A 25,733-nucleotide genomic window follows, 5' to 3' on the forward strand; every position below is an offset into this window, starting at 1 on the left:
GACACTTCAAGCCTATTAAGGTATATTAAGTGAATCAAAATAAAAAACGTGCTTTAAATAAAATGATAAAAGAGAGGAAATGATACAGATGATGGAGGAAAAATATAATCAAAACGAAGTAGAAGAGCTTTTTAATGATGTTATGTTGGAAATAGAAATAGTAGAAAAAATATTTTCAAAAAGTTTGTACTATAAACAACTTAGTTATAAAGAGCAAAAATCTTCCCAAGATATTATTTATTATTTAGGGGAATTTATGTTTGATTATCATTTAGAATCAGTAAATACTTGGAGTGAAATAGCAATAACTGATGTTTTAATCTCTGTATTCCCTTCTAAAATAGTCGCTAATAGTGAGTTTTTTAATAATGTGGAAGCTGTTTTAGTTAAATTCTTAGAATTTTTATATTATTCAGAAAAACAAGTAAACTGTCTTGTTTTAGCTGAAAAAGTGAAACAGTTATCTGTATTAATGTTAAATGAGGTAGAAGTGAAATTAAAAGGTAGCAATGAAGAAAAAATGTTTGGTCTAGGTGAGGAGTTGGGCTTAGATATGTCAGATTTAAGTGATTTAGACCGTCTTTATAAATTGGTTGATTTATTTGAAACACCTAAAAAAAAAGACTGAATTCAGATAAAATAATCTATCTATGTCATTACCAAAAAATAAAATAATATTAGTTATTGAAATCACAATTAGCTAGTGCTATAATGACCTAGTCAGGGCTGTTAGCTCAGTTGGTAGAGCAACGGACTCTTAATCCGTGGGTCGTGGGTTCGAGCCCCACACAACCCATAAGACTGACCAAGAAGGAATACTTAAACGTTTGTACATCATGGATGTATGAGTGTTTAAGTATTTTTTTGTCTTTCTAAAATTTTAAAAAATTAATTTTGTTATAAAAAAAGCTTAAATTTTTATAATAAACTGCCGAATATAATATATGAAGAATTAATTTAGTAGGAAAAGAGGACGTTATTTAATGAATACAAGAAAAATAATGGTTTGTCTTAGTGTGGCAACATTGTTTATTTCTCCTGGTGTTGCTATGGCAGAAGAATTAATAAATAAAGAACAAGTTAAGCAGATAGGACAATCTGAAGAAAATAATGTAAATACAGTAGAATCAAGCGAAATAGAAAATGAGATGACTAAACCCAATGTTAAACCAATTATCCCAGAAACAACAAATGGTGAATCAGCTGGTGTCCAACCAATAATAAACGAATCAATTATTTTACCTTCAAAAGAAACAGTAACACCATTGATTAAAAAAGAAAAAGGAACGTATGGAACAAGTGCTTGGAAGTTAGATAAAAAAGGTGTTCTCCATGTTTATTCAGGTGAATTACCAGATACCCCAAGTAAAAGTCCTTGGATATCTTTGCGATCTGATATTAACAAAGTTAGTCTAGAAGGTTCTATATTAGCTTCTGAAAATGCTAAACAAGCTTTTTTAGAGTTATTTCAAGGACTACGTGTTGATAAGTTAGACCGCTTAAAAGTAAAAAATAATTTACCAGTTCCAACTAATACGTTAATTGATAATTCAAATGGTCAAACTGGTCAATCAAAAACTAAAAAGAATAGCCCCAGTAAAAACCAAAATTCTAATATAATTGGAAGTTCAAAAAATGAAGTGAAAAACAAAGTGTCATCTAAAGTTCCACATTTGTCAGATAGCAGAGAAAGTATTCGGTTAGTTGACAAGAAAATTGAAACTGATAAAGTTCGGGCAGAAACACGGGCAGAAGAAGGAATTCACCTGAAAGAGTCGTCAATAATAGTAAAACAAGGAGAAGTATGGGATCCAAGAGATAATTTAGAATCTGCTTATTATGAAGAAGGTGCTGAATTAAAAGATGTAACGGCGGATGTTATAATCACTGATCAGGATGGAAAAGAAGTAACTGGAACGATGGGCAAAGAATCTGGGGAATTCGTAATTACTTATTCTTACAAAGACTTGGAACCAAAAAATGTTACAGTAGATGTCCGTGTGCGCACAGTAGACCTTCAACTAAAAGCAGAAACAATTACTCCAGGTAGTGAGTGGAAACCAGAAGCTAACATTGCTTCAGCAACTGATGAAGACGGTAAAGATGTATCTAGTCAAGTAAAAGTCAAAGAAGTGTTTTATGAAGATGATATATTTGTGGATACTGTGAATACAAGTGTGCCAGGTGTTTACACTGTAGTATACGAGTATTCAGATGAGTATGTAACTGTCGAAAAAAGCATAAAAGTAACTGTTGATTTTTACCCTGTTGTTTTAGAATCTATTTCAACAAAACCTGATAAGCCTCTTAAATTTGGTAGCCAGTGGGATCCTGCCGATAACTTTGGTGGCGGAACAGATAAGATGGGTAAAGACATTGATTTTTATGAAGATGGCGTAACGTATACGATTTCTTATAATCAAAAGAAAGTTGAGACAGTAGATACAACAAAACCAGGAGTTTACAACGTAACATATGCACATCAAGGTAAAAAATCAGCAGTTGCTAAGGTTATTGTAGATGTTCGTCGAGTAGAATTAGTGGTGAAAGATTCTCAAATTGGCATGGGTGAAGATTGGGATCCAATTGACAACATCGTTTCTTGTACAGATAAAGACGGCGTTTATGTCAATCCTAAAAATGTAAAATCAAGTGGAACAGTAGATACGACAAAACAAGGAGTTTATAAAATTACCTACACTTACGATGGTGTTAGTGAAGTCGCTCAAGTCACAGTCACTGAACAACTAGATGGTAATTTGGGATCTAGTACATGGTACGTTCGAGACAAGGTACTACACATTGGAACAAAAAGTAAACCTCAAAGTTTTCCAAATACAACAGGTGAAAGTCCTTGGGGAGTACATAATAAACGAATTAGCAAGATTGTCTTTGATGGACAAGTTGTTGCTAATGAAAGCTTAAAAGGTTTATTCAGTGGTCTGGATAATGTCACAAGTATTGAAGGATTTGAAAACTTTGATACAACGAATACGACAGATATGAGTTCAATGTTCAAAGATTGCCGTAACCTGACGGATCTTAATAATTTTACATATCTTTACACAGGAAAAGTAACGAACATGAATTCTATGTTCAGTGGCACAAGCAGTCTAAAAGAAGTTGATCTATCTAACTTCCATACTGAAGAAGTAACTGATATGGGATCAATGTTTAGTGGTAATACAAATTTAGCTTCACTTGATTTATCAGAATTTGACACAAGTAAGGTAAGTCGAAGTGTGGGAATGTTTTCTAATACTAATTTAGGAACAGTTGATTTTGGGAAACACTTTAAGGTAAAAGAAGATCCAAAATTGGGAAAACCAGCCAGACAACAAGGTGGGATTGACTATTGGATTCCAGTCAGTGCACCTAAAGCTGGTTCAAATGATCCAATTTATACAGTTAAAGAAATGAATAGTGGCTTAATCGCTGGGTCAATGAAAGATAAATATCAAGGTGCTTTAGAACCAGTTATTAATGCGCATGATATTGAACTGTATGCAGGGGAAAAATGGGATAAAAAAGATAATTTTGATAATGCAACAGATTATCGTGGAAATAAATTAGGTGTGAATAATCTAAAATTTGAGGGGAAAGTTGATACTAAGTTACCAGGTGAATATCCAATTAGTTACACTTACGGAGATACGCAAAAAGGAGCTGCAACTACAAAAGAAGTTAACGTAGTCGTTAAGCAGAACCAAGCAGCTTTAGTCGTTCATGATTCAGATATTATTGTGGGTGATAAATGGAAAGCAGAAGACAATATCGATCTTGAGAGAAGTTTAGATAAAGAAGGAAATGCTCTTCAAACAATGGACAATGTGAAAGTTGAAGGAACGGTTAATACTGATAAAGCTGGAACTTACACAGTTAAATATAGTCATCCTGATTTAGTGAAAACAGAATCAGTAAAAGTAGTAGTTAAAGCAGATCAGACAGCTGTGAATGTCCATAACTCTGATCTTTATTTAGGAGCAGATTGGAAAGCTGAAGACAATTTTGATAGTGCTATCGACAGAAAAGGTGAAAAAATTCCTTTTGAAGAAGTAGAAGTTAAAGGTGACGAGAATGTTAATACTGACAAAGTGGGTGAATATAAAGTAAGTTATACGTATAGTGGTAAAACTGAAACAGCAGTCATCAAGGTGAAAGAAAAAGAAAATAAAACAGCACTTCATGTTCATGATTCGACATTGATTATAGGTGAGACAACTTCTTGGAAACCAATTGATAATTTTGATGGATGTTCTGATAAGGATGGTAATAGAGTTAGCTTTGATCAAGTAACTGTTGTTGGAAAAGTTGACGTAAAAGAAGCTGATGTTTATGAAGTAACTTATAGTTATGGAGATGTGAGTGAAATTGTACGTGTGACAGTTAAAGAAAAAGAGTATCCAATCGAAATTAACGTTCATGATTCGACTGTATTTGTCGGTAGTAATTGGGAAGCTGAACATAATTTTGATAGCTGTTATGATATACATGGAACAGAAGTTGAATATGATCAGGTTAGAGTAAACAGTAAGGTAGATATAGAGAATCCTGGTACATACAAAGTGAAGTATACTTTTGAGGGTGTTTCTAAAGAGGCTACAGTAAATGTTGTTGAACGGATTGATAAGTCAGAAATTAATGTCCATGATTCTAAAATAAATATTGGAGATGATTGGTTTCCAAAACAAAATTTTGATAGTGCTATAGACAAAGATGGTAAAAATGTTACTTTTGATAAAATAACGGTTGAGGGTCAGGTTGACACTGATAAAAAAGGAACTTATGAAGTAAAATATAAATATGGAACAGAAGTAAATGCTGCTTATATAACCGTTGCAGCTAAAGAAATAGATAAAGATGATAAAAAAGATCCAGACAAAGATCCGGATAAGGATAAGGACAAAGAGGACAAAAAAGATCCAGCTAAAGAATCTGATAAGAAAGATCCAGCAGGTACAAACAATTCAAATGCCAAAAACAATGGAGCTGCTGGTAATAATGCAGGAACAAACGCTGGTGCTGGTGGAGCAGTGGATGAGAAAACAAATCCAATTGATAAGTTAGCAGCTGGTTTACCACAAACAGGTGAATTAAAAAATTATTCATTTGGTATTTTAGGTGGGGTAATTTCAAGTATTACAGGTTATCTGTTTTATAAAAAGAGAAAATAATTAAATAGCCAAAAAAAGTAGAAACCAAAGTTTCTACTTTTTTTGTTTCGGTACAAGTAAGGTTTTGTAAGGGAAGGGGAAAACAAAACTTGTACCTCAATTATTAGCCGAATAAATTAAATAAATTAATTTATACATTAAGCTTAAAGCATAACTTGATAACTGACAACAAAAAAAGACATATATTTAAAGAATGCCGTTTCAATGACTTGGAAAGATTGATAGAATAAGGTTTTTGCATATCAATATGCATAAAATGGTAAAAAAGGTGATAAAAATACATATTTATAAAATTGTGCAGTCTAAATTATGGAGTAGAAAGAAATATTTTTGATAGAATGAAAAATGTTGTATAATGGTTAGTGATACAAGTAAAATGAATTTTTAATTCAAGGAGGTCCAACATTGAAAAAAATATTAGTAGTAGATGATGAAAAACCAATTTCAGATATTGTTAAATTTAATTTAAGTAAAGAAGGCTATGAAGTTTTTACAGCTTTTGACGGAGAAGAAGCTGTTGAGATGGTAAGTGAAGTTGAACCAGATTTAATTTTACTTGATTTGATGTTACCCAAAAAAGATGGCTTGGAAGTCTGTCGTGAGGTCAGAAAGAATTACGACACACCAATTATTATGGTAACAGCAAAAGATTCAGAGATAGATAAAGTCTTAGGCTTAGAATTAGGGGCAGATGATTACGTTACCAAACCTTTTTCTAACCGTGAACTGGTAGCACGCGTGAAAGCAAACCTACGCCGTCATGGAAATACTGCAGCTAAAGTTGAGGAAGATAACAACAATGAATTAAATATTGGTGCTTTAACGATTCATCCAGATGCTTATATAGTATCAAAACGTGGTGAAACGATTGAATTGACACACAGAGAATTTGAGTTACTCCATTATTTAGGAAAGCATATTGGTCAAGTAATGACTCGAGAGCATTTACTTCAAACAGTTTGGGGATATGATTATTTCGGAGATGTTAGAACGGTAGATGTAACAGTTCGACGTTTACGCGAAAAAATCGAAGATAATCCAAGTCATCCAACGTGGTTAGTTACTCGCCGTGGTGTGGGTTATTATTTACGTAACCCGGAACAAGATTAGGAGTTTTTGCTAAATGAAACAACAAAAATTACGTTTTTTTTCTTCAGTTCATTTTAAAATAGCTTTGGTTTTTGTTTTGCTTTTGATGATTTCCATTCAAATTATCGGAGCTATTTTTATTCGTGAGTTAGAATCTTCAACGATTCAATCTTTTGAAGAAAGTATAACATTACAAGTAGATTCTTTGGCTACTAATTTAAGCAGTGATTTAACGAAGCATCAAGAAAATCCTAAAGAAAATAATTTGAAAAGAACACTTGTTGAATTTGCTAAGAGTGATATTTTAGAAGCCCGTTTAGTGGATGATAAGGGGATTGTTATTGCGACAAGTGACCCCAATCTTCAAGGTGATGTGGGAAAAAAGAATGATTATGAATCTTTTAATTCTTTCACACAAAAGAAAGAAGAGCGAAAAGACCCGGTAACTGGTGATCGTGTGTATGTGAATATCCAACAAGTGTATTCACCCACAGGTAACGCAGTCATCGGTTTTCTTTATGTGAAAAGTGATATTGAAAGTAGATATCGTCAAGTAAGTGATATTGCGTTAATTTTCTTTTATGCGTCTATGATTGCTCTTGTATTTTCATTAATTATTGCCTTACTTGTGGCTAGAACGATTACAAAACCAATTGGTGAGATGAAGCAACAAGCAGTTCGGATTGCCAACGGAGATTACTCGAGACAAGTTGAAGTTTACGGCAAGGATGAGTTAGGTCAATTAGGTGAAACTTTTAATGAGTTGTCAGCACGGATTGAAGAAGCACAAGAGACTATGGATGCTGAACGGAGACGATTAGACAGCGTTCTATCTCATATGACCGATGGGGTTATTGGGACAGATCGTCGAGGAAATATTATCTTAATTAATGAAACAGCTTTGAATTTACTCCAAGTTCAAATGCAAGATGTTTTAGGTGAGTCAATTCTTTCATTACTTGATATTGAAGATGACTATACCTTTAGGGCGCTGTTGGAAGAACAAGATGAAATTTTGATTGATTTTTCTGAAAAATTAGATGAGGCGATGATGTTGAGAGCTGAGTTTTCAATGATTAGACGTGAATCTGGTTTTATTAGTGGTTTGGTGTGTGTGCTTCATGATGTAACTGAAAAAGAAAAAGATGAAGAAGAGCGTCGCCAATTTGTTTCGAATGTTTCTCATGAATTGAGAACGCCTCTAACAAGTATGAGAAGCTATATTGAGGCTCTTAATGATGGCGCATGGCAAGATCCAGAAGTGGCACCTGCCTTTTTAAAGGTTACGCAAGAAGAAACCAATCGTATGATTCGTATGATTAACGATTTATTACAACTGTCAAGAATGGATTCGAATAAGATTGAATTAAAATTAGAATTAGTTAACTTAAATGAATTATTTAATTATGTGATTGATCGTTTTGATATGTTAATTAAAGATAGTGAAAAAAATTATGTTATCAAACGAGAGTTTACTAAGCGTTCTATTTGGGTGGAAATTGATACGGATCGGATGATTCAAGTGTTTGATAATATCTTAAATAATGCGATGAAATACTCTCCTGCTGGTGGAACAATAACATGTCGCTTATTAGAAACTCACAAAAACGTTATTTTAAGTATCTCAGATGAAGGCTTAGGGATACCTAAACAAAATTTAGGTAAAGTTTTTGATCGATTTTATCGAGTGGACAAGGCAAGATCAAGAGAAATGGGTGGTTCTGGATTAGGGCTAGCTATTTCAAAAGAATCAGTTAAAGCTCATGGAGGAAATATTTGGGTTGAAAGTGAAGAGGATAGAGGGTCAACATTCTTTATTTCTTTACCATATGAACCATACGAGGAGGATCTTTGGGAATAATGAATCAATTAATCGATCGAGTAATTAAAACAAGCTTAATCATGATGATTTTACTTAGTTTATTCCTGTCGTGGAAAATATGGACCAAACCTGCCAATCGTTCAGTTTCTGAAAAAGAAAATAATTCAGAATTAGTTCAAATGAAAAAAATGTCAGAAGTCTATGTTCCGACTAAGCTTTTTTATCATAAGAGTAAAAATGAGTTTTTGACGTCAAGCAAGGAAAATACATTGCTTGATATTCATAACAAGTTAATTAAGTTTGAAATGAAAAACAGTAAAATTGTTGATGAAAAAAGTATCAAGGATAGATTATTTTCTGAGAATACCTTTAATCTTTTGTATCCTAATGAATTACCATTATCAGTTTATAAAGACATTTATAGACTAGAACTAGAGGTACCAAAAGATTTTGAAGATTTTAGGTTTAATCGTTTAATTTATTCTTTTGAAAAAGAGGAAATTTATTTTGTTAATTCTAAGTTAACGACTGGAATTAAATTTAGTACTAAGGGTGATAGTAATTCGATCAAAGAACTAGTTAAAAATGAGAAAAAGAATAACTATTCACCGGTTAAACTATCAGAAGAAAATATTGCAGGAATTTATTATCTAACAGATGATGTTAAACTAAAGACATTTAGTTATATGGTAGCCACGCAGTCTTTTACAACCTTCTCAAAAGCATTTTTTGAACAATCCAATGATCTATACTCAAATGATACTGAGAATGTTAATTTGTCTAATGGTGAGGGTGAATCTTTAACAATCCAATCTGAAACTGGTGAAGTAAACTATGTTGGAAAATTAAATTCAACCAGTGCTGGGACTAATAAACTGTATCAAGACACATTTCAATATGTAGAAAATTTAGGGAATGCTTTAGGAACGCTACGATATTTTGATGATAAAGAAGGTAATATAACTTATCGTAATTATGTAGATGGATTTCCAGTTTTTGGTAATGATATTAAGGGACGACTAGAGATTATGGTTCAAAATAGAAGAGTTCTGGTTAGAACTAATCAAGAAGCAATTCAAATTCCAATTCCATCTGATGAGACAGTGACATTATTGTCTACAGACAAGATGTTGAATAATTTAGTTGAAAATGGTGTAGATATCTCTTTAATCGAAGATGCCCAAATTGGATATGAGTGGCAAACGAACCAAGAAACAAAGCAAGCTGTTGATCTAGTACCTACGTGGTATGTTAAATATAAGAATATTTGGTACTCTGATGATAAATTAATTAAAGATATAGAAAAAGGGGGCGCTGATTAATGGATTTTAAGCGTGTTGAAGGAATTTTTTTAGCAGTATTCCTCTTTTTGAATATGTTTTTGTTTTATGTGTACCAAGAAGGTAAACCTAAACAAGATACAAGTTCTTCAAGAAGTATCTCTGAAAATATTGAAGAACGGTTAAAAGCAGATGAAATCAGTTTGCCACATTCTTTATCATCTAAAAGCAAGCAAGGTTATTACTTATCAGCTGAAGAAAGTGAACTAGTTGTTGAAGCTAAGGAAAGTCTAAAAAATCAAGAATGGCAAGTTAATAATTCGAAGTTGTTTAGTCAATTACCACGTAGAAATGACATTGATGTTTCTGATAAGGATGAAGTCAAAAAAGTTAAAGCCTTTATTGCCCAAAAGCAAAATGTTATAAAGGGCGATGAGTATGTTATGAATGCTCATGAAAGTAGTTCAAATAAAAAGTATGTCTTTTCACAAGTATGGGAAGATATCCCCTTCTATGATGAAACGTCACAATTAGCTATCTATCTTTCTAAAAATGAAGGCAATCGTCTTATGGTGGATAGTTATGAACAAACTTACTTGAATAACATTGAACCTTTGAGAGATCAACAGGCAATTGTTTCTGAAAGAGAAGCAGTTATTAGTCTATATACCAATAATAGTTTACAGCCTGGTAGTAAAATTAAGTGGATAGATTTGGGCTACACACGAATTTTTACGATTCGTGGAAAAAATGTGTATGTACCGGCTTGGTTCATTGCCGTTGAATCTAGTAAAAATTCAGTGAAAACTGAACGGGTTGATGCTTTTTCTGGCTCAATTATTTCTTCAAATGTTTCTGAAAGATGAAAAATTTAAAGAAATGTTATATACTTATTAGCAGTAAAACGTATTAGGAAGGAAGAGCTTTTGTGGAGAATAATGGATTCAAGGTGAGTGTTCTAGCAAGTGGTAGTTCTGGAAATTCACTTTATGTTGAAACAGGACAAAAGCGAATACTGGTTGATGCGGGCTTAAGTGGTAAAAAAATTACTGGCTTACTCGAACAAATTGGCAGAAAACCAGATGATTTGGATGCTATTTTAGTAACTCATGAGCATCGTGATCATATCCATGGTGTTGGTGTTTTAGCTAGAAAATACAAGCTAGATGTCTACGCTAATGAAAAAACATGGCAAGCGATGGATCCACTAATTGGTGATGTAAGCTTTGAACAAAAAAATATTTTTAATATGGGACAAGTGATGACATTAGGTGATATCGACATTGAGAGTTTTGGGGTATCACATGATGCTGCAGATCCTCAATTTTATCAATTTCATAAAGATAATAAATCTTTTGTGGTCTTAACGGATACAGGGTACTGTAGTGACCGAGTTCGTGGTATCATCAAAAATGCAGATGGTTATCTTATGGAAAGTAATCATGATCTAGCTATGCTCCGAATGGGAAAATACCCATGGAGTACGAAGCAACGTATTTTAAGTGACAAAGGTCATTTGTCAAATGAAGATGGGGCTTCGGTTGCCATCGATGTGATTGGTAATAAAACTAAAAGAATCTATCTAGGCCATTTGAGCAAGGAAAATAATTTAAAAGAAATTGCCCATATGACGATGACAGATACTTTAATTAAAAATGATGTAGATACTTTTACACAAGTTAAAATAATGGATACTGATCCAGAAAAAGCTTGTTCATTGTTTGCAATATAGATCAGAGTGGTGAAAAAAATCGTTTTGCTCTGAGTAACTGGAGCAGATTTTTGAACCCGGACTAGATCAGAGTGAATAAAAAGACGTTTTGCTCCAAGCAACTGGAGGAACTACAAAAAAATCCGCTTTTTGGATTTATTTATAGGTTTGAAGTTGTCGAAGGAGTAGTCTTTTTATTCCGGACTAGATCAGAGCCATAAAAAAGCAGATTCCTTTAATTGGGAATCTGCTTTTTTTATGACCTTATTGTTGGTAACTGCTATTTTCTAGTGTTTTTTCTTTTTGTTGTTGTTTTTCTAATAACTTACTAGAGTCTTGGTCTAATTTAATTTTTGTAGATGCTTTTTTACCGTTACGGTAGTAAGTGATTTCCATATCATCACCGATTTTCTTGTTATATAGCGTGGACTGTAGTTCGGTACTGCTAGAAACATCTTTTCCATCTAATTGAGTGATGACGTCGTATTTCTTTAATCCACCTTTTTCAGCAGGTGAATCTTTTTCTACTGAAACAATAACAATACCACCAGTTACTTCATCAGGTTTAAGTTTTAGGACACTTTCTCGCTCTTCAGGGCTGATAAGATCTAAGTTTCTCATCGAAACACCAAGCATTGGACGAGCAATTGGTTTACCAGTTTCTAATTGATTGATAATTTTTACGACATCATTACTTGGAATCGCAAAGCCCATCCCTTCAGCAGATACACCTGAAGCAGCTTGTGCAATCTTACTTGAGTTGATTCCGATAACTTGCCCACTTGAATTTACTAAGGCACCACCAGAGTTACCTGGGTTAATTGCAGCGTCTGTCTGAATGGCATTGCTACTAATAATCGAGCCATCTTCTGCTTGGTTAGTAATCATACGGTCTTTGGCAGAGACGATACCTTGTGAAACAGAATTTGAGAAGGATGAACCAAGTGGAGATCCCATAGCAAGGGCAGCTTCACCAACTTGAACATCATTTGAATCTGCAAATTCAGCAACATTGGTTACATCTTTTGATGAAATTTCAAGAACTGCTAAATCGCTATAAACATCCGTTCCTACAACTTTTGCTGCTGCTTTTTTTCCATTGCTAAAAGTAATGTTCACTGCATCTGAACCAGTTACTACGTGATTATTAGTAACGATATAAGCTTTATCACCATCTTTTCGATAAATAACGCCACTACCTTCACTGGCTTCAGCAAGTTCTCCTTCACTTTTATTATTATCAGAAGGTCCAAATATTTTTTCTAAATCAGATAATTGAGATTGTTGTTTTTTCATGGTTGTGACAGAAACTACGGCATTTTCCATTTTTTTAACAGCACCAGTTACGTCATTTGGAGCACTTGTTTTTGTGTTTTGAACTTTTGTTTTACCAGTATCGTTGACTTCTTCTTTTGTTAGTGTGCGTGTGTTTGAGACGTTTGAAGCGTTATTATCTTTATTAATAACGGTATAACCGCCAACAACAAGTAATCCGCCTAATGCACCGGCTAATAATGATACACCGATTTGTTTAAAATACGCGTTGTTTTTTTTGTTTTTTGGATGTTTTAATACCTTTTCCTCATTTGTATCTTTTCTGGACTCTTTATTTTCTGGGGTTACGTCTTTTCTCATTATGTTCGGTGTAAAAACACCTTTCCTCCTTTATACTCTTGTATATAAACATTATATTTTGTTTGATGTAATAAGTCTAACCTTCAATTTTGAATAAAAAGTGAAGAACTTGGGATCAATTTCATTTTTTTTAAGAAAAAGAATGAATTTATTCGGAAAAAATGAGAAAATAAAGAACGAAATATAAAATTTTTTCCACATGACTTACCCACAACGATGTGGATAAGGTAGTTGATAACTTAATTATTGGCCATTTAGCTGTGTATAAAACTGTGGATAGATGTGGATAACTTTTAAATATGAATTAAAGGAAGAAATAAATGAAAATAAAAATTATTGCTGTTGGTAAATTAAAAGAAAAATATTTAAAACAAGGTATCGCTGAATACCAAAAAAGATTAGGTAAATACTGTAAACTTGAAATAATCGAAGTTCCCGATGAAAAGGCACCAGAAAATCTAAGTGACACAGAGATGCTACAAGTTAAAGAGAAGGAAGGTCAAAAAATTCTATCAAAAATTTCTGATAATGACTATGTCTTTGCGCTGGCGATTCAAGGGAAAGAAATCACCTCAGAAGATTTTGCAGAACAGATTGATTATTTAAGTACGAGAGGAACGAGTTCTTTTGCCTTTGTGATTGGTGGCTCATTGGGATTGTCTGATGAAGTAATGAAGAGAAGTGATGCTCAGATCTCTTTTGGCAGGTTGACATATCCTCATCAATTGATGCGACTGATTTTGACGGAGCAGGTTTATCGATGTTTTAGGATAATAAAGGGAGAACCGTATCATAAATAAATGATGAGGTTAGTTTGAATAACAAATATTTATAAGAATAAGTTAGATTGGAGAACTATTTATGATGAGCGATAATGAAGAGTGTTTGGCTTTAAATGTTATAAATGAATCATTGAAGTTACCTTTTGTAAAAGTTAATAGAGATGAGTTTTTAGTTAGAGTATTTGGAAATGACATAGAGGATAAGAACAGATTACTAGATGTAGGACCACAAGTTCTTTTTACAAAAGAAGAGTTAGACAAGAAAGCTCAGAATCGTATCAATTACTTAACAACTCAATCTAGTGCTGTGTCTTTTGCAACTGGAATACCTGGTGGATTTGCAATGGCAGCTACTATACCTGCTGATGTAGCACAGTTTTATGGTTATTCTTTAAAATTAGCTCAAGAAATTTCATATATTTATGGTTACGATGATATTTGGACTGATCAGGGCGAATTAAGTGAGGAGGCTAAAAATACACTTATTTTATATTTGGGAATAATGCTGGGAGTATCTTCTGCGGGTTCAATCACAAGGATATTATCTTCTAAGTTGTCTACACAAGCCTTGAAGAAGATACCGCAAAAAGCTCTAACAAAAACTTTTTATTATCCAATTATAAAAAAAGTACTAGCGGTGTTTGGAACTAAATTAACTAAAACGTCTTTTGCAAAAGGAGTTTCTAAAATCATACCTGTCGTAGGCGGAGTTATCTCAGGCGGCTTAAATTACGCTTCAATGAAACCTATGGCTAATAGATTAAAAAATGAGTTGAGTCAGTCTATTAATTATACAGAGTCAGATTTGGAGAAGGACTTAAAATTATTACAAAAAGAGGATGTTGTTATAGACTCAGGTGAGCCAATAGACATAATGAACTCATCCAATAATAATGATAACATAGTAACTTTTAATGAAAAATCTGTCTATGAGCGAATTGAAAAAGCGTATCAATTGTTTGAAAAAAATATAATAACTGAGGAAGAATTTTCAGAATTGAAGAAAAATTTACTCTTAAAAATATAATTAATAAGGTATGTGTCCAATGAAATTAAATGTATTCTAAATGAAAATAATAGGGAACTATTAGATAGTTAAAAAGAAAAGAATATATCAGAACTAGGAATTTTTATGACTATATTCTTATTATGTGTTATGACAATAGAGTAAAATATGTAGATTGATTCGGGGAGAATAGGATGAAACCAATAAAGTTTAGAATTCAGAATTATAAATCAATTGTTGATAGTGGTGAATGCTACTTTGAAGATGGATATACAGTACTTGCTGGCAAGAATGAAAGTGGAAAAACTACTATTTTAGAAGCGTTGAGAGATTTTGATAAAAATCAAGAGATAGATGATATAGCAATACCTCTAGGTAGAGAGGAAGTAAATACAAAAATAAGTGTATGGTTTGAAATTGACAAATTAGAAATAGAGGATATCAATGCTAAATTTGATTATTCATTAAAAAAAGTAAATACTAAAAATTTAATTAAGATAACTAAAGAAATTAATAATGAAGAATATCTATATAACTGTGATTTTACAGCAATAGAACATGAAAAAATAGAGAATTACTGGAAAAAAAATATAAATCCTTTTATTATTGAATTCAAAGAAGAAATAGGTATGACTAGCTATCTAACTTATTTAATAAATGGTGATGTAAAGAAAAAAATAGAATACCTTAATAGAATTTTAGATGAAGAAGAAATTTTTACGATAGAAAGAGAGATTGTAGAAATTAGTGTAGAAGAAGATGAAATATTATCTAAAATGAAAAAAACACTGGAATTATATAAAGAATCTATGGATGTAACAGATTTGTTAGTAAAGAAACTAATTAATTGTTATATGCCAAATTTTGTGTTTTATTCTTCTTTTAATGATACATTTCCAGATGTTATTAGAGTTGAAGATATAAAAAATAGTGAATTTGCACAAGACTTAGAAAAAATAAGTAAATTTGACATTGATGCTATAATCGATAAAAATAAACAAACTCAATCTAACCATCAAAGATCAGTAAATACAGAATTCACTGATATATTTAAAAAATATTGGACTCAGGATAATATAAAATTGGTAGTTGAAAAAGATGGAGAAAATGTTCATTTTTGGATTGAAGAAAATAGTATGATGTTTAAGCCATCACAAAGAAGTCAAGGACAACAATGGTTTTTAAGTTTTTACATAAAAGTAGTAGCGAGAATGAAAGAAAATAATCCTAATGTGATATTGATTGATGAACCAGGTTTATTTTTACATGCTAAAGCTCAAAAAAATATGTTGAAAACGTTAGAAGAGCAATTTAAAGAGAATTTAATTTTGTTTTCTACACATTCACCCTATTTGATAGAAGAAAATAAAATAAATCAAATAAGATTAATTGAAAAAGAAAATAATGAAACAGTTATTCATTCTAAAACTTGGGCTAAAATAAAAGACACTGAGACTTTAACACCAATTTTAACAGCTATTGGTTTAGGATTAGGAGATGGTATTACTGATAGAGGAAGAAATAATATTATTTGTGAAGGAGTAGAAGATGTTTTTTATTTAAGAGCATTTAAAAAAATTATAGATTCTAAATTAGATATTAATTTTATTAATGGAGATGGAGCAGCTAAACTTCAATTTATAGGTAGAATACTTGAAGCATGGCAATGTAGTGTGATGTATATTTTAGACAATGATAAAGCAGGTCATCAAGCAAAAAAGAAATTAGTAAAAAAAGAATTTGTGGAAGCTAAAGATATTATTATGGTCACAGATAAAGAAAATTCATCGACTGTAGATTTACTTAGCATTGAGGATTTTAAAAAATATATTTTAGAGGAATCTTTAGATATAGAAGTTATAAAAAATTCTGATTATATTTCTTCAAAAAAATTGGAAAAAGCATTACTTGCCAGAAAATTTTTAATGGAATCATCAAAAATTAAATTAAATCAAGAAAGTATGAATAATATAGAAAATTTGTTTAAAAAAATTGATGTAGTACTTAAATCATTATAGAAAATCTAAGTACTGAGTCTATAGATTTGATAAATTTGGTTAAAAAAAGTCATATTTTAATATTTTTAATTAATTTTTATTCTTCTGTAATACACAAGAGATCAATTGGAGGAACGCATCTATGACTGAAAAAGAAGAAGTAAAAAAAATTGTGGATAAGTATAATCAAAGTATTATGCAGTTATTAGAAAATGGAACTATTCAGGAAGCAAAAACGATTTTTAAACACATAGCTGATGAATCCAATCGGAAACAGAGAGAATTATTAGGGTTAGAAGATTAGCTATTTGTTAGATTGCCAAAGAACTTATTATAGAAATAGATTTTTTATCGCCAAATTTTATTCTAGTCACTTCGATGTCACATCATACAGTTAGACTCTTCTTAGTAATAAAAGAAGAGCCTTTTTTGGCTGATTGGAGACCTTAAAATGAAAAGAAAAAAAGAAAGTTTTAAAAAAGAAATAGTGATGACAATAATAATTTGTGTCATCCTTGTTAGTATTGTTATTGGAATTATTTTTTTACCTAAATTATTTTTTAATAACAAAAGTGGTTCAAATAAAAATTATGGAGACAGTAAAAAGATAACAGAAAAAATGTTAAAGGATAACGAAAAGTATGGTTCTAAGGACATCGAAATAAAAGTTGATCCTGAAACGTTAAGTTTAGAGTTACAAGATGCGGATAAAAAAGTTGATTTACCAGGAACATTTAATGAAAAAGTTGAAAACTTAAAAGAAGATAAAAATACTAAAAGTTGGAGCTATCCTGAAAAAGGCGTGGATGTTGTAGTTGAAAATCAGAAAGAATATGTTGATGTTTCATTCAAGTCGACTAAAGAAAGTTCTTTAAAATTAAATTGGCCTAAACTTGAGGGTGAGCATTACTATCTACCAATTGGAGAGGGGAAAAGCATACCGTCTAATGATAATCTTTGGAAGCAGTATTTTGAAGAAAACAACGAATTAGATTTGAATGAAGCTTTTTCGATGTCTTTTGTTTCAGTGGTTCAAAATAATAGTTCAGCCGTCATTGTTATGGAAAATAATTTTGATAAGCAACTAATTAAAAAAAATAGTAAAGAACAGAATTTGTCATTTGAAGTTGAATCTAGCTTTAATCAATTTAATCAAAAAATGCCTCTTAAATTTCGTATCTATTTAGCAGGTAATAACCCAGTTTCAGCGGCTAAATTATATCAAACAGATAGAATTAAAGAAGATAAATTTATGACACTATCTGAAAAAGCAGCAGACAATAAGAATATTGAAAAGTTATATGGAGCGCCACATATTTATTTTTGGCAAAATAGAATTTTAACGGATAAAGATGTCAATTGGCAAAAAATGACTGAAGGAAGCGATCAATTCTTTACACATATTGGCGATTTATTAGAGAAGCATTATGAAGATGGACGTAGTGAATTCGATCAAGCAATAGTTACTTTAAAGAATAATGAAGCGTATAAATATGAAAAAAATACGATTCTTACAGGTATTAATACAGTTCTTGTCTACCCAGATTTTTATGATAATACACTATTCAAAAAAATGGATGAAGAAAAAGCATTATTTTTAGAGAAAAATGAAAATGAGTTGCCTACTGAAAAAAGAATCGGAATTAATAAAATGATTTTAAAAGATTTTTTAGGAGATTCAGTTGGTTCAATTGAGAGTTGGGGGCAAACGACAACGACTGATGTTATTAAAGAGATGAAAAAATCTGGAATTGAAAATGCTTGGGTTGGTCTAGCAAATTGGAATCAAGGTCTGATTAATCCGTCATTTGTGAAGGAAGCAGTAGACTCTAATTATTTGATAGGACCATATGATTCGTATCAATCCATTCATTCTAATCCATCAATTGATTGGAACACTGCAGGCTTTAGAAATAATGAAGAAGTTTATAATTCTAAAACAATTATGAAACCGGATGGAGAATATATTTCTGGATTTCTTGGTAAAGGTCGAAAAGTCAATCAAACACTTATTAAAGATGAGGCAGAGTACCGTTTAGATAAAGTGTTAACGAAAAAAGTTCCTTTTAATACATGGTTTGTCGATACAGATGCTGCGGGTGAAATCTATAATGATTATAGTCCAGAACATCAAACAGGTATTCAACAAGATATTGATGCAAGAATTGAACGAACAAAATTATGGAATGGTAAGGGATTAGTAGTCGGAACCGAAACAGGTAATGACTATTTTAACAAAGGGATGGTATTTGCCCACGGACTTGAAACGCCAGTGATTGCCTGGAGCGATGAAGACATGCGAAAAAATAAAGAAAGTGAATACTATATAGGTGGATATGCTTCTATGAATGACACTATTCCTGGGAGGTATTCAAAACAAGTGCCTATAAAGGATGAATATAAAAAATTGTATCTTAACCCAGCCTATAATGTTCCATTGTATAAATTAGTTTATAACCAATCTGTTATAACGACGCATCATTGGGAATGGGACAGCTATAAAATTAAAGATGAAGTTGAGAGTAGGAGATTAACGGAATATTTATACAATGTTCCGCCATTAATTCATTTAGATAGTAATACTTGGAATGAAAGAAAAAGTGATATTGTAAAAAATGTTGAAATTTGGAGTCAATTTCAAAAAGAAGCATTACTTAATGAAATGACCGAATTTAACTATTTATCAGAAAATAAGCTAATTCAAAAAACGAGTTATGGAGATAATATTTCAGTGACCGTTAATTATTCTGATGAAAAATTCAAAAAAGACGATATTGAATTAGCTCCCCAAACTGGTCTTATCGAAATGAATGGGAAGCACTATCCGATTAATAGTTAAAGAAATAATCAAACAATTGCCTTTTCTCACTACAATAATATTTCTGCTCAATTGCCTATTGATGTAGTAACTAGAGCCCTCATTTCAGGTAGAATTAAAGAGCAAACGGCATAATATTTAGCTCATATCCAAACAATTATTGAAAGTGTCGATCATTCGATGGCTGAGATCGATACGACTTTTAAAGGATTATTCCCAGAAGGCACACCACCGATAAAATAATTTGTTTGAATACCTAAAGTCCAACGACAATCAGTGTCGTTGGGCTTTTTCTATGTGCCAACCTAAATTGAGGACTATTAGTAACATAAAATATTCAAAAACTGTTACCCAAGTCTAACCCGTTATCGTGTATACTTAAAGATAGAGTGACTTAGAAATGATATAAAATATGAATAAAAAGATTAACAGAGGGTAAAAAATGAAAAGTAAAAAAGCAAAAAAAAATAGAAAGAAAACAAGTCGAGGACAGAAGGTTGTCTATGTCGTTTATCTAGTCATCGCTTCTTTGAGCTGTTTTTTCTTCTTTAAAGCCTATCAGTATATTAGTAACATACCAAAGGCAAATAATATGACGCAAGAGGAAATATACGATGTGACTCGAATTGGAGAATCAGATATTAAGTTGGTGAGAGCTTTAAAGAATGATGCATTTGATTCGTGGCTTTATGAAGCCAATAGTGACAAAGTTAAACAGTTACAAAAAATGCAAGGTGTTATATCAAGTGTTACAGAAGGAAAAGTTAAGGTTTCAGAAATTGATCAAGTTATCTCAGGCTTAAAAAAAGAGATTGATACAATCAATGATTCTGATGTTGAGGAATTATATGTTTTATATTATAAAACAGTTTTACCGAAGCATTATGAAAAAGCAGATAGTGTTTTTCAGAATATGACAGTTGATGATCCAAGAGATGATTACCAGGATATATTTGCATTATTGGATTTATTAAATAAAATATATAACCAAAAAGGAATGTTGGCGGTTACTAATGATGACATGTTTAATAAATCAGCTGTTTTATTAGAAGAAGTAAATAATAATTTTCAAGAAGTGAACCAAATAAAATCAATGTTTATTAATTATGAACTATTAAAAGAACCAATACCTGAACCAAAAACAAGACTGGGAATGGAACTAGATGGATATGTGTATAAGGCTAATGATTATTTACAAGCCGAGATAATGGTGGCAGAATTTGAGGAAAAATATAAAGAACTTCAAACTAATTTATCAACGAATAAACAGTTAATCAAAAAATCGGTAGAAATGCCTGATTTGGTGGGAATGACTATTGAGCAGGCGCAAAGGGAATTAAGTAAATTGAAACTAAATTCTACTGTGTATGGTTATACTAATAATTTGTATAGAAATGGTGACATAGTTCCTGAAAGTAAGAGAAACTTAGAAACGTGGGATGATGATAAGCAAGATAAGATTACTAGCCAAGAACCTTCTCGCTTAGATTATGAATACATTGTCGAAGGCTCTATGATTAAAATAACTGTAGAAAATAAAGCGATTGAGAAGCCTAAAGAGACAACATCACCAAGTAGTTCAAGTACATCTGATTCATCAACAAGCAAATCAGGTAGTACAGATGTGACATCTAGTACTACTATAAGTAGTTATGATGATAATAGAGAGTAAAAACTAGAAAGGAAAAGGAGTTTTCAAATGGTTAGTAAGAAAAAAATCAAGAAGAAACGCAAACAATCTAATAAACGGCGCCGTTTGATATTGAATATTCTGGGAATGCTGGCGCTAGTGATGATGTTATCTGTGTCAATTGGCGGGTATATCATTAGTAAGCGATATAGTCCTTATAGTTCTCTTCTTGAAATTCAAGATATCAATCAAAAAATTACCCAGTCTTTTGTAATCTTAGATAAAAATGATCAACCTCTAGATGAAAATACGGTGGTTGTTAAGTTTGATCCTATCCAACATGAACCGACTTGGAATATTGATAAGTTATACTTGGATACGCTTCTAGCTGTTGAAGACAATTCTTTTTATACTAGAAAAACAAATGGATACTCGATTAAAGGAACAACAGGAGCAGTCGTTTCTCAAGTGAAAAGGAAGTTAGGAAAAAATGTAGTCTCAAGAGGTGGGTCGACCATTGAACAGCAATTGGTCAAACTTATGGTGTTTGGCACAAATAACAAAAACACAGTGTCTGACAAAATTATTCAATTAATTGATGCCAGAAAACTTGCGCTGAAGTACGATCGAGAGGATATTTTGAAAGCTTATCTAAATGAATTACGTTTAACACCGAACACAGTGGGCGTAAAAGCTGCGTCCATTGAGTTATTTGGGGATGATATGTCGAAAATTGATTCAAAAGACCCAAAACAAGTAGCTCAAGTAGCTTTTATGGCTGGGCTTGGACAATCTCCATCGACTTATATTCAGGACTTTAATAAAAGTGGCAAAGCCCGTACAAGAACGATTCTTTCTATTATGAAGGAAAATACTTTGATTGGTGAGGATGTGTACCAGGAAGCACTTGCTGTTGTTGATAGTGAAAAGGAAGAATTTACTTTAAAAAGTTATAAACAAAAAGGGACGCCAAAAGAATATCAAGCTTATGTTTCTAAAGTAAAAGATGAGTTGAGTCAATTGAATTTGCCAAAAAATGTGAAGATTACAGTAAAAACTTATGCAGATGCTAATCAGTTAAAAGAACTACACAAGATAGCTATGGGAACTTACCCCCAAGATGATCGACTGCCTAATGGGTATATCGAACACAAAGAAAGTTTAACCGCCCTTTCTGTGATTGAGACGAAAACTGGGCATATCACCGGACTAGCGACTAACTCAGATAACCCATTAATTCCTTATACGGCAACCAGATCATCAGGTTCTACGATTAAGCCATTATTAGACTATGCGCCAGCTGTTGAATATGCAGGGCTTACCCCTGATACGATTCAAAATGGCTCATCTTTTACTGTAGGAGAGTGGAAGGTTAAAAATTACGGTAATCAAAATTACGGTAACGTAAGAGCGTCATTTGCTTTGGGGTTGTCCCTTAATTCAGCGGCTGTAGAAGCCTTTCAAATGACGAATAATCAACAAAAAAATAGCATGATGGAACCTTTTGGCTTGAATTCTTATAATCAGAATGGAGCGAGTTATAATCCTGAACAATCTATTAATTACCCAACTAATGTTTTAGCGCTATCATCAGCGTTTAGTACGTTTGGAAATGATGGGGTCAGAGTGGAACCTACCACCGTTAAAAGTATTCAAACAGATTCAGGACCAATCAAATTATCAGAAGCTGAAAGTAAACGGGCGATGAGTTCCTCAACTGCTAAAACAATGGTTAGTATGTTGAAAGAAGTAACAGGTGCTAATGGTTCAGAACCTTATGCTGGTCCTAAATATACAGGCTTTAATCAGGAAACCTATGTGATGAAATCAGGATTAAGTAATTTTGAGGGGACTGTTCCAAATAGTAATAATAAATCACCAGATGCGCTTCTTGCCATGGCTTCACCAGAACTATCAATTGCGACATGGCTAGGTAGCCCTTCTTACGTCGACGCGACTTATGCACCGACGAGTTTTCCTCATGATACGGCTAATCAAGGAAGAGTTTACTTAATGAATAGCGCATTCAAAGTAATGATGGAAGGTAGAGAATCTAAAAAATTTAAATTTGGTAATGAAAAATTGATACGTGATAGCCAAACCACACCTCTCATACCTGAACTTGATAAGATGTCAGATGATGATCTAGATGATATCACCATTAAAAATAAAGAGATAGATAAAAAAGAGTCAGAGAAGTACGATTCACTTGAAAAAGAATATTTAAAAACGATAGATAAGATTAATCGAACTTATCAAGAGTGAGAAAGGAGCTAAAGATGAAAATAGAACGAATGTTAACGATCATTGTGATGCTACTAAACAGAAAACGTGTCACAGCCAATGAATTGGCAGAAAAATTTGAAGTTTCAGTTCGAACAATTTACCGAGATATTGAGACTATCAATCTAGCAGGAATTCCGATTATCTCCCATTCTGGAAATAATGGTGGTTTCAGCATTTATGAAAATTATAAACTTAATCATCAAGTCTTAACGCTTAATAATTTATCTTCTCTTCTTTCTATTCTAAAAGATATTAACACGACAGTTGATGACATTGAATTAGAATCATCTATCGAAAAATTACAGAATATTGTGCCTGAAAATAAGCTAGCCGAATTAAAACTGCAGTCAGAACAAATCATCATCGACTTACATCCTTATGGTGATTCTCCTAAGCAAAAAGAGCTAGTAAAAACAATCCGACAAGCTATTACACAAACCCGGTTACTAACGATTGATTATAGAAATTATGATAGTGAGGTGAGCACACGACAAATAGAACCGATGTCACTAATCTTTAAAAACTATACGTGGTATTTATTTGCATATTGTCAATTAAAAGAAGATTTTAGATTATTTAGAGTATCTCGTATTAAGGACTGCCAATTAGAAGGGCAAACATTTGAAAGACAAGAGACATCCTATCATGAAATGACTGCACAAGAATTTGAACAAGCTGAAATGATAACGTTGGTTTTAAAAGTTGCGCCCAATATGAAGTCTCGTGTGGAGGATATTTTTAATCAAGAAGATATCGAAATTTTAGAAACAGGTGAGTTTCTGATTACAGCTATGTTTCCTGATAAAGACTGGTTATTTTCCCTTGTCTTTAGTTTCGGGGAACATGTAGAAGTCTTGGAACCAAAGAAACTACGTGAGTCTGTTGCGAATAGACTGAAATTAATGGCTGATAAATATAATTAAATTTGTTTCTCAAAGCTGACAGACTGTTGTCAAAGGACCATGATAAGATTGTTTTTGTAAGACACTTTTATATTAACTAGGGGGAAAATTAAATGACAAACACTATTAAATTACCAAAACCAACACTTATTTCAGTAAACGATGTGACATTAGAAGTTTTTGAAGCGGGACAAGAAAATAAAGGAAATCCTATTATTTTATGTCATGGTTGGCCAGAACACGCCTTTTCTTGGAGATATCAAGTGGAGCCGTTAGTTAAAGCAGGTTATCATGTGATTGTTCCAAATCAACGTGGATATGGCAACTCAACGTGCCCAAAAGAAGTGACAAAATATGATATAGAACATTTAACAGGTGATCTGGTTGCTTTACTAGATCATTATGAGTATGAAAAAGCAATCTTTATGGGACATGATTGGGGAGCAAGCATTGTTTGGAGTATGAGTTTGCTACATCCAGAGCGTGTCGATAAAATGATCAACTTATGTTTACCTTATCAAGTGCGTGGAGAAAAACCTTGGATTGAGTTTATGGAGGAATTCTTAGGAGAAGATTATTACTTTGTCCACTTTAATAAACAACCAGGTGTGGCAGATGAGATATTAGATGAGAATGTGACGCAATTTATGCAGAATCTATATCGAAAAAATGTACCCGCTCAAGCTCCTGGTGAGGGAATGGAAATGATTAATTTAGCGAAATCACCGGTAGCATTAGGTGAACCTGTCATGAGTGATGAGGATCTTTCTGTTTATATTTCAGGCTTCCAGAAAAACGGGTTCACACCTAGTATTAATTGGTATAGAAATTTAGATCGTAACTGGCATTTATTAGGCGAGGTCTCGCCAATTGTTGATCAGAAAACACTAATGGTTTATGGTGAAAAAGACGTGATACCACCATTACCTAATATTAAAGATTTTGTACCTAATATTGATGTTAAGAGTCTTGATGCAGGTCATTGGGTTCAAGAAGAAAGACCAGAAGAACTCAACGAAATGATTTTAAACTGGCTAGGAAAATGAGCGACATCCTCTATTTTAGAAATCAAAGAGAATTTATTGAGTGGTTAGAAGTGAATCATCAGACAACAACTGAGATTTGGCTAGGCTTTTTTAAGAAAAAGGCGAATAAAGAAGGTTTTACCTGGTCTGAATCTGTAGATTGTGCGTTGATGTTTGGCTGGATTGACGGGATACGAAAGACAGTGGATGAGGATAGCTATAAAATTCGCTTTACGCCACGTAAACTCAATAGTGTTTGGAGTAAAGTGAATGTCCAAAAGGTTGAAAAACTAATTGAATTGGATAAAATGAAACCAGAAGGATTAACAGTTTTTAATCAAAGAAAAGATCAAACAGGTTATTCAGCCGTTAGTCGAAACGTTGAACTGAGTAAGAAAAATGAAGAGTTAATCAGACAAAATTCAAGTGCTTGGGAATTTTTTAATCAATTACCAGCTTCTTATAAAAGAGATTCCATCTGGTGGGTAATGAGTGCGAAAAAAGAAGAAACTCAGTTAAGAAGGCTGAATCGATTAATTGAGGCGTGGGAAAAAGGTGATATGTTAAGACCTTAAA

At 32.4% G+C, this 25,733-nt stretch carries 18 protein-coding genes and 1 tRNA gene; 18 read left to right on the forward strand and 1 reads right to left on the reverse strand.

Annotated features, from left to right (window positions below):
• Positions 1–88 precede the first annotated feature (88 nt).
• The 8 genes from FM121_RS08565 (at position 89) to FM121_RS08600 (ending at position 11,097) form a co-directional block, all read left to right on the forward strand.
• Positions 89–628 (forward strand): hypothetical protein, encoded by a 540-nt coding sequence (locus FM121_RS08565; protein WP_086951754.1) that lies wholly within the window; start codon positions 89–91, stop codon positions 626–628.
• A gap of 95 nt (positions 629–723) precedes the next feature.
• Positions 724–796: transfer RNA gene (locus tag FM121_RS08570), tRNA-Lys, on the forward strand.
• Between the two features lie 187 nt (positions 797–983).
• The gene (locus FM121_RS08575; RefSeq protein WP_086951755.1) at positions 984–5,174 is read left to right on the forward strand and encodes a bacterial Ig-like domain-containing protein; all 4,191 of its coding nucleotides are present in this window, start codon (positions 984–986) and stop codon (positions 5,172–5,174) included.
• Positions 5,175–5,579: 405 nt separating this feature from the next.
• Positions 5,580–6,284 (forward strand): response regulator YycF, encoded by a 705-nt coding sequence (yycF, locus tag FM121_RS08580; RefSeq protein WP_086951756.1) that lies wholly within the window; start codon positions 5,580–5,582, stop codon positions 6,282–6,284.
• 13 nt (positions 6,285–6,297) lie between these two features.
• The gene (walK, locus tag FM121_RS08585; protein ID WP_086951757.1) at positions 6,298–8,124 is read left to right on the forward strand and encodes a cell wall metabolism sensor histidine kinase WalK; all 1,827 of its coding nucleotides are present in this window, start codon (positions 6,298–6,300) and stop codon (positions 8,122–8,124) included.
• Entirely contained in the window at positions 8,124–9,407 is a 1,284-nt protein-coding gene (locus FM121_RS08590) for a YycH family regulatory protein (protein WP_086951758.1), read from the forward strand. The genes walK and FM121_RS08590 overlap by 1 nt, the downstream gene beginning before the upstream one ends.
• A complete protein-coding gene (locus FM121_RS08595) occupies positions 9,407–10,231 on the forward strand; it encodes a two-component system regulatory protein YycI (RefSeq protein WP_086951759.1) in 825 nt (274 codons plus the stop codon). The genes FM121_RS08590 and FM121_RS08595 overlap by 1 nt, the downstream gene beginning before the upstream one ends.
• A gap of 62 nt (positions 10,232–10,293) precedes the next feature.
• A complete protein-coding gene (locus FM121_RS08600; protein WP_086951760.1) occupies positions 10,294–11,097 on the forward strand; it encodes an MBL fold metallo-hydrolase in 804 nt (267 codons plus the stop codon).
• Positions 11,098–11,340: 243 nt separating this feature from the next.
• Here FM121_RS08600 and FM121_RS08605 read toward each other — a convergent pair whose 3' ends face one another.
• Complete coding sequence (locus FM121_RS08605) at positions 11,341–12,714, reverse strand: S1C family serine protease (protein ID WP_373385077.1); 1,374 nt, start codon at positions 12,712–12,714, stop codon at positions 11,341–11,343.
• A 317-nt stretch (positions 12,715–13,031) separates the two neighbouring features.
• On the opposite strand from FM121_RS08605, the gene rlmH reads away from it, so the two are divergent.
• The 10 genes from rlmH to FM121_RS08650 all read left to right on the forward strand — a co-directional run bounded on the left by rlmH (position 13,032) and on the right by FM121_RS08650 (position 25,732).
• Positions 13,032–13,511 carry a 23S rRNA (pseudouridine(1915)-N(3))-methyltransferase RlmH gene (gene rlmH / locus FM121_RS08610; protein ID WP_086951762.1) on the forward strand — a complete coding sequence of 160 codons (480 nt, stop codon included), beginning with the start codon at positions 13,032–13,034 and terminating at the stop codon, positions 13,509–13,511.
• 64 nt (positions 13,512–13,575) lie between these two features.
• Positions 13,576–14,520 carry an EcsC family protein gene (locus FM121_RS08615; protein ID WP_086951875.1) on the forward strand — a complete coding sequence of 315 codons (945 nt, stop codon included), beginning with the start codon at positions 13,576–13,578 and terminating at the stop codon, positions 14,518–14,520.
• A gap of 173 nt (positions 14,521–14,693) precedes the next feature.
• Positions 14,694–16,517: an ATP-dependent nuclease gene (locus FM121_RS08620; RefSeq protein WP_086951763.1), complete on the forward strand. Its 1,824-nt coding sequence runs from the start codon at positions 14,694–14,696 to the stop codon at positions 16,515–16,517.
• 121 nt (positions 16,518–16,638) lie between these two features.
• Complete coding sequence (locus tag FM121_RS14450) at positions 16,639–16,800, forward strand: hypothetical protein (protein WP_179203833.1); 162 nt, start codon at positions 16,639–16,641, stop codon at positions 16,798–16,800.
• Positions 16,801–16,947: 147 nt separating this feature from the next.
• Entirely contained in the window at positions 16,948–19,335 is a 2,388-nt protein-coding gene (locus FM121_RS08625; protein WP_086951764.1) for a glycoside hydrolase, read from the forward strand.
• A 421-nt stretch (positions 19,336–19,756) separates the two neighbouring features.
• A complete protein-coding gene (locus tag FM121_RS08630; protein ID WP_086951765.1) occupies positions 19,757–20,986 on the forward strand; it encodes a PASTA domain-containing protein in 1,230 nt (409 codons plus the stop codon).
• A gap of 27 nt (positions 20,987–21,013) precedes the next feature.
• Complete coding sequence (locus FM121_RS08635; RefSeq protein ID WP_086951766.1) at positions 21,014–23,209, forward strand: transglycosylase domain-containing protein; 2,196 nt, start codon at positions 21,014–21,016, stop codon at positions 23,207–23,209.
• A 14-nt stretch (positions 23,210–23,223) separates the two neighbouring features.
• On the forward strand, positions 23,224–24,153 hold the full coding sequence (locus FM121_RS08640; RefSeq protein ID WP_086951767.1) for a helix-turn-helix transcriptional regulator: 930 nt from the start codon (positions 23,224–23,226) through the stop codon (positions 24,151–24,153).
• Positions 24,154–24,245: 92 nt separating this feature from the next.
• Positions 24,246–25,178: an alpha/beta fold hydrolase gene (locus FM121_RS08645; protein WP_086951768.1), complete on the forward strand. Its 933-nt coding sequence runs from the start codon at positions 24,246–24,248 to the stop codon at positions 25,176–25,178.
• Positions 25,175–25,732, forward strand: a complete 558-nt coding sequence (locus FM121_RS08650) for a YdeI/OmpD-associated family protein (RefSeq protein ID WP_086951769.1) — start codon at positions 25,175–25,177, stop codon at positions 25,730–25,732. Before FM121_RS08645 ends, FM121_RS08650 begins: the two co-directional genes overlap by 4 nt.
• Position 25,733: the final 1 nt, after the last annotated feature.

It is taken from the genome of Vagococcus fluvialis bH819, from assembly GCF_900163795.1.
Taxonomy (GTDB): Bacteria; Bacillota; Bacilli; order Lactobacillales; family Vagococcaceae; genus Vagococcus; species Vagococcus fluvialis_A.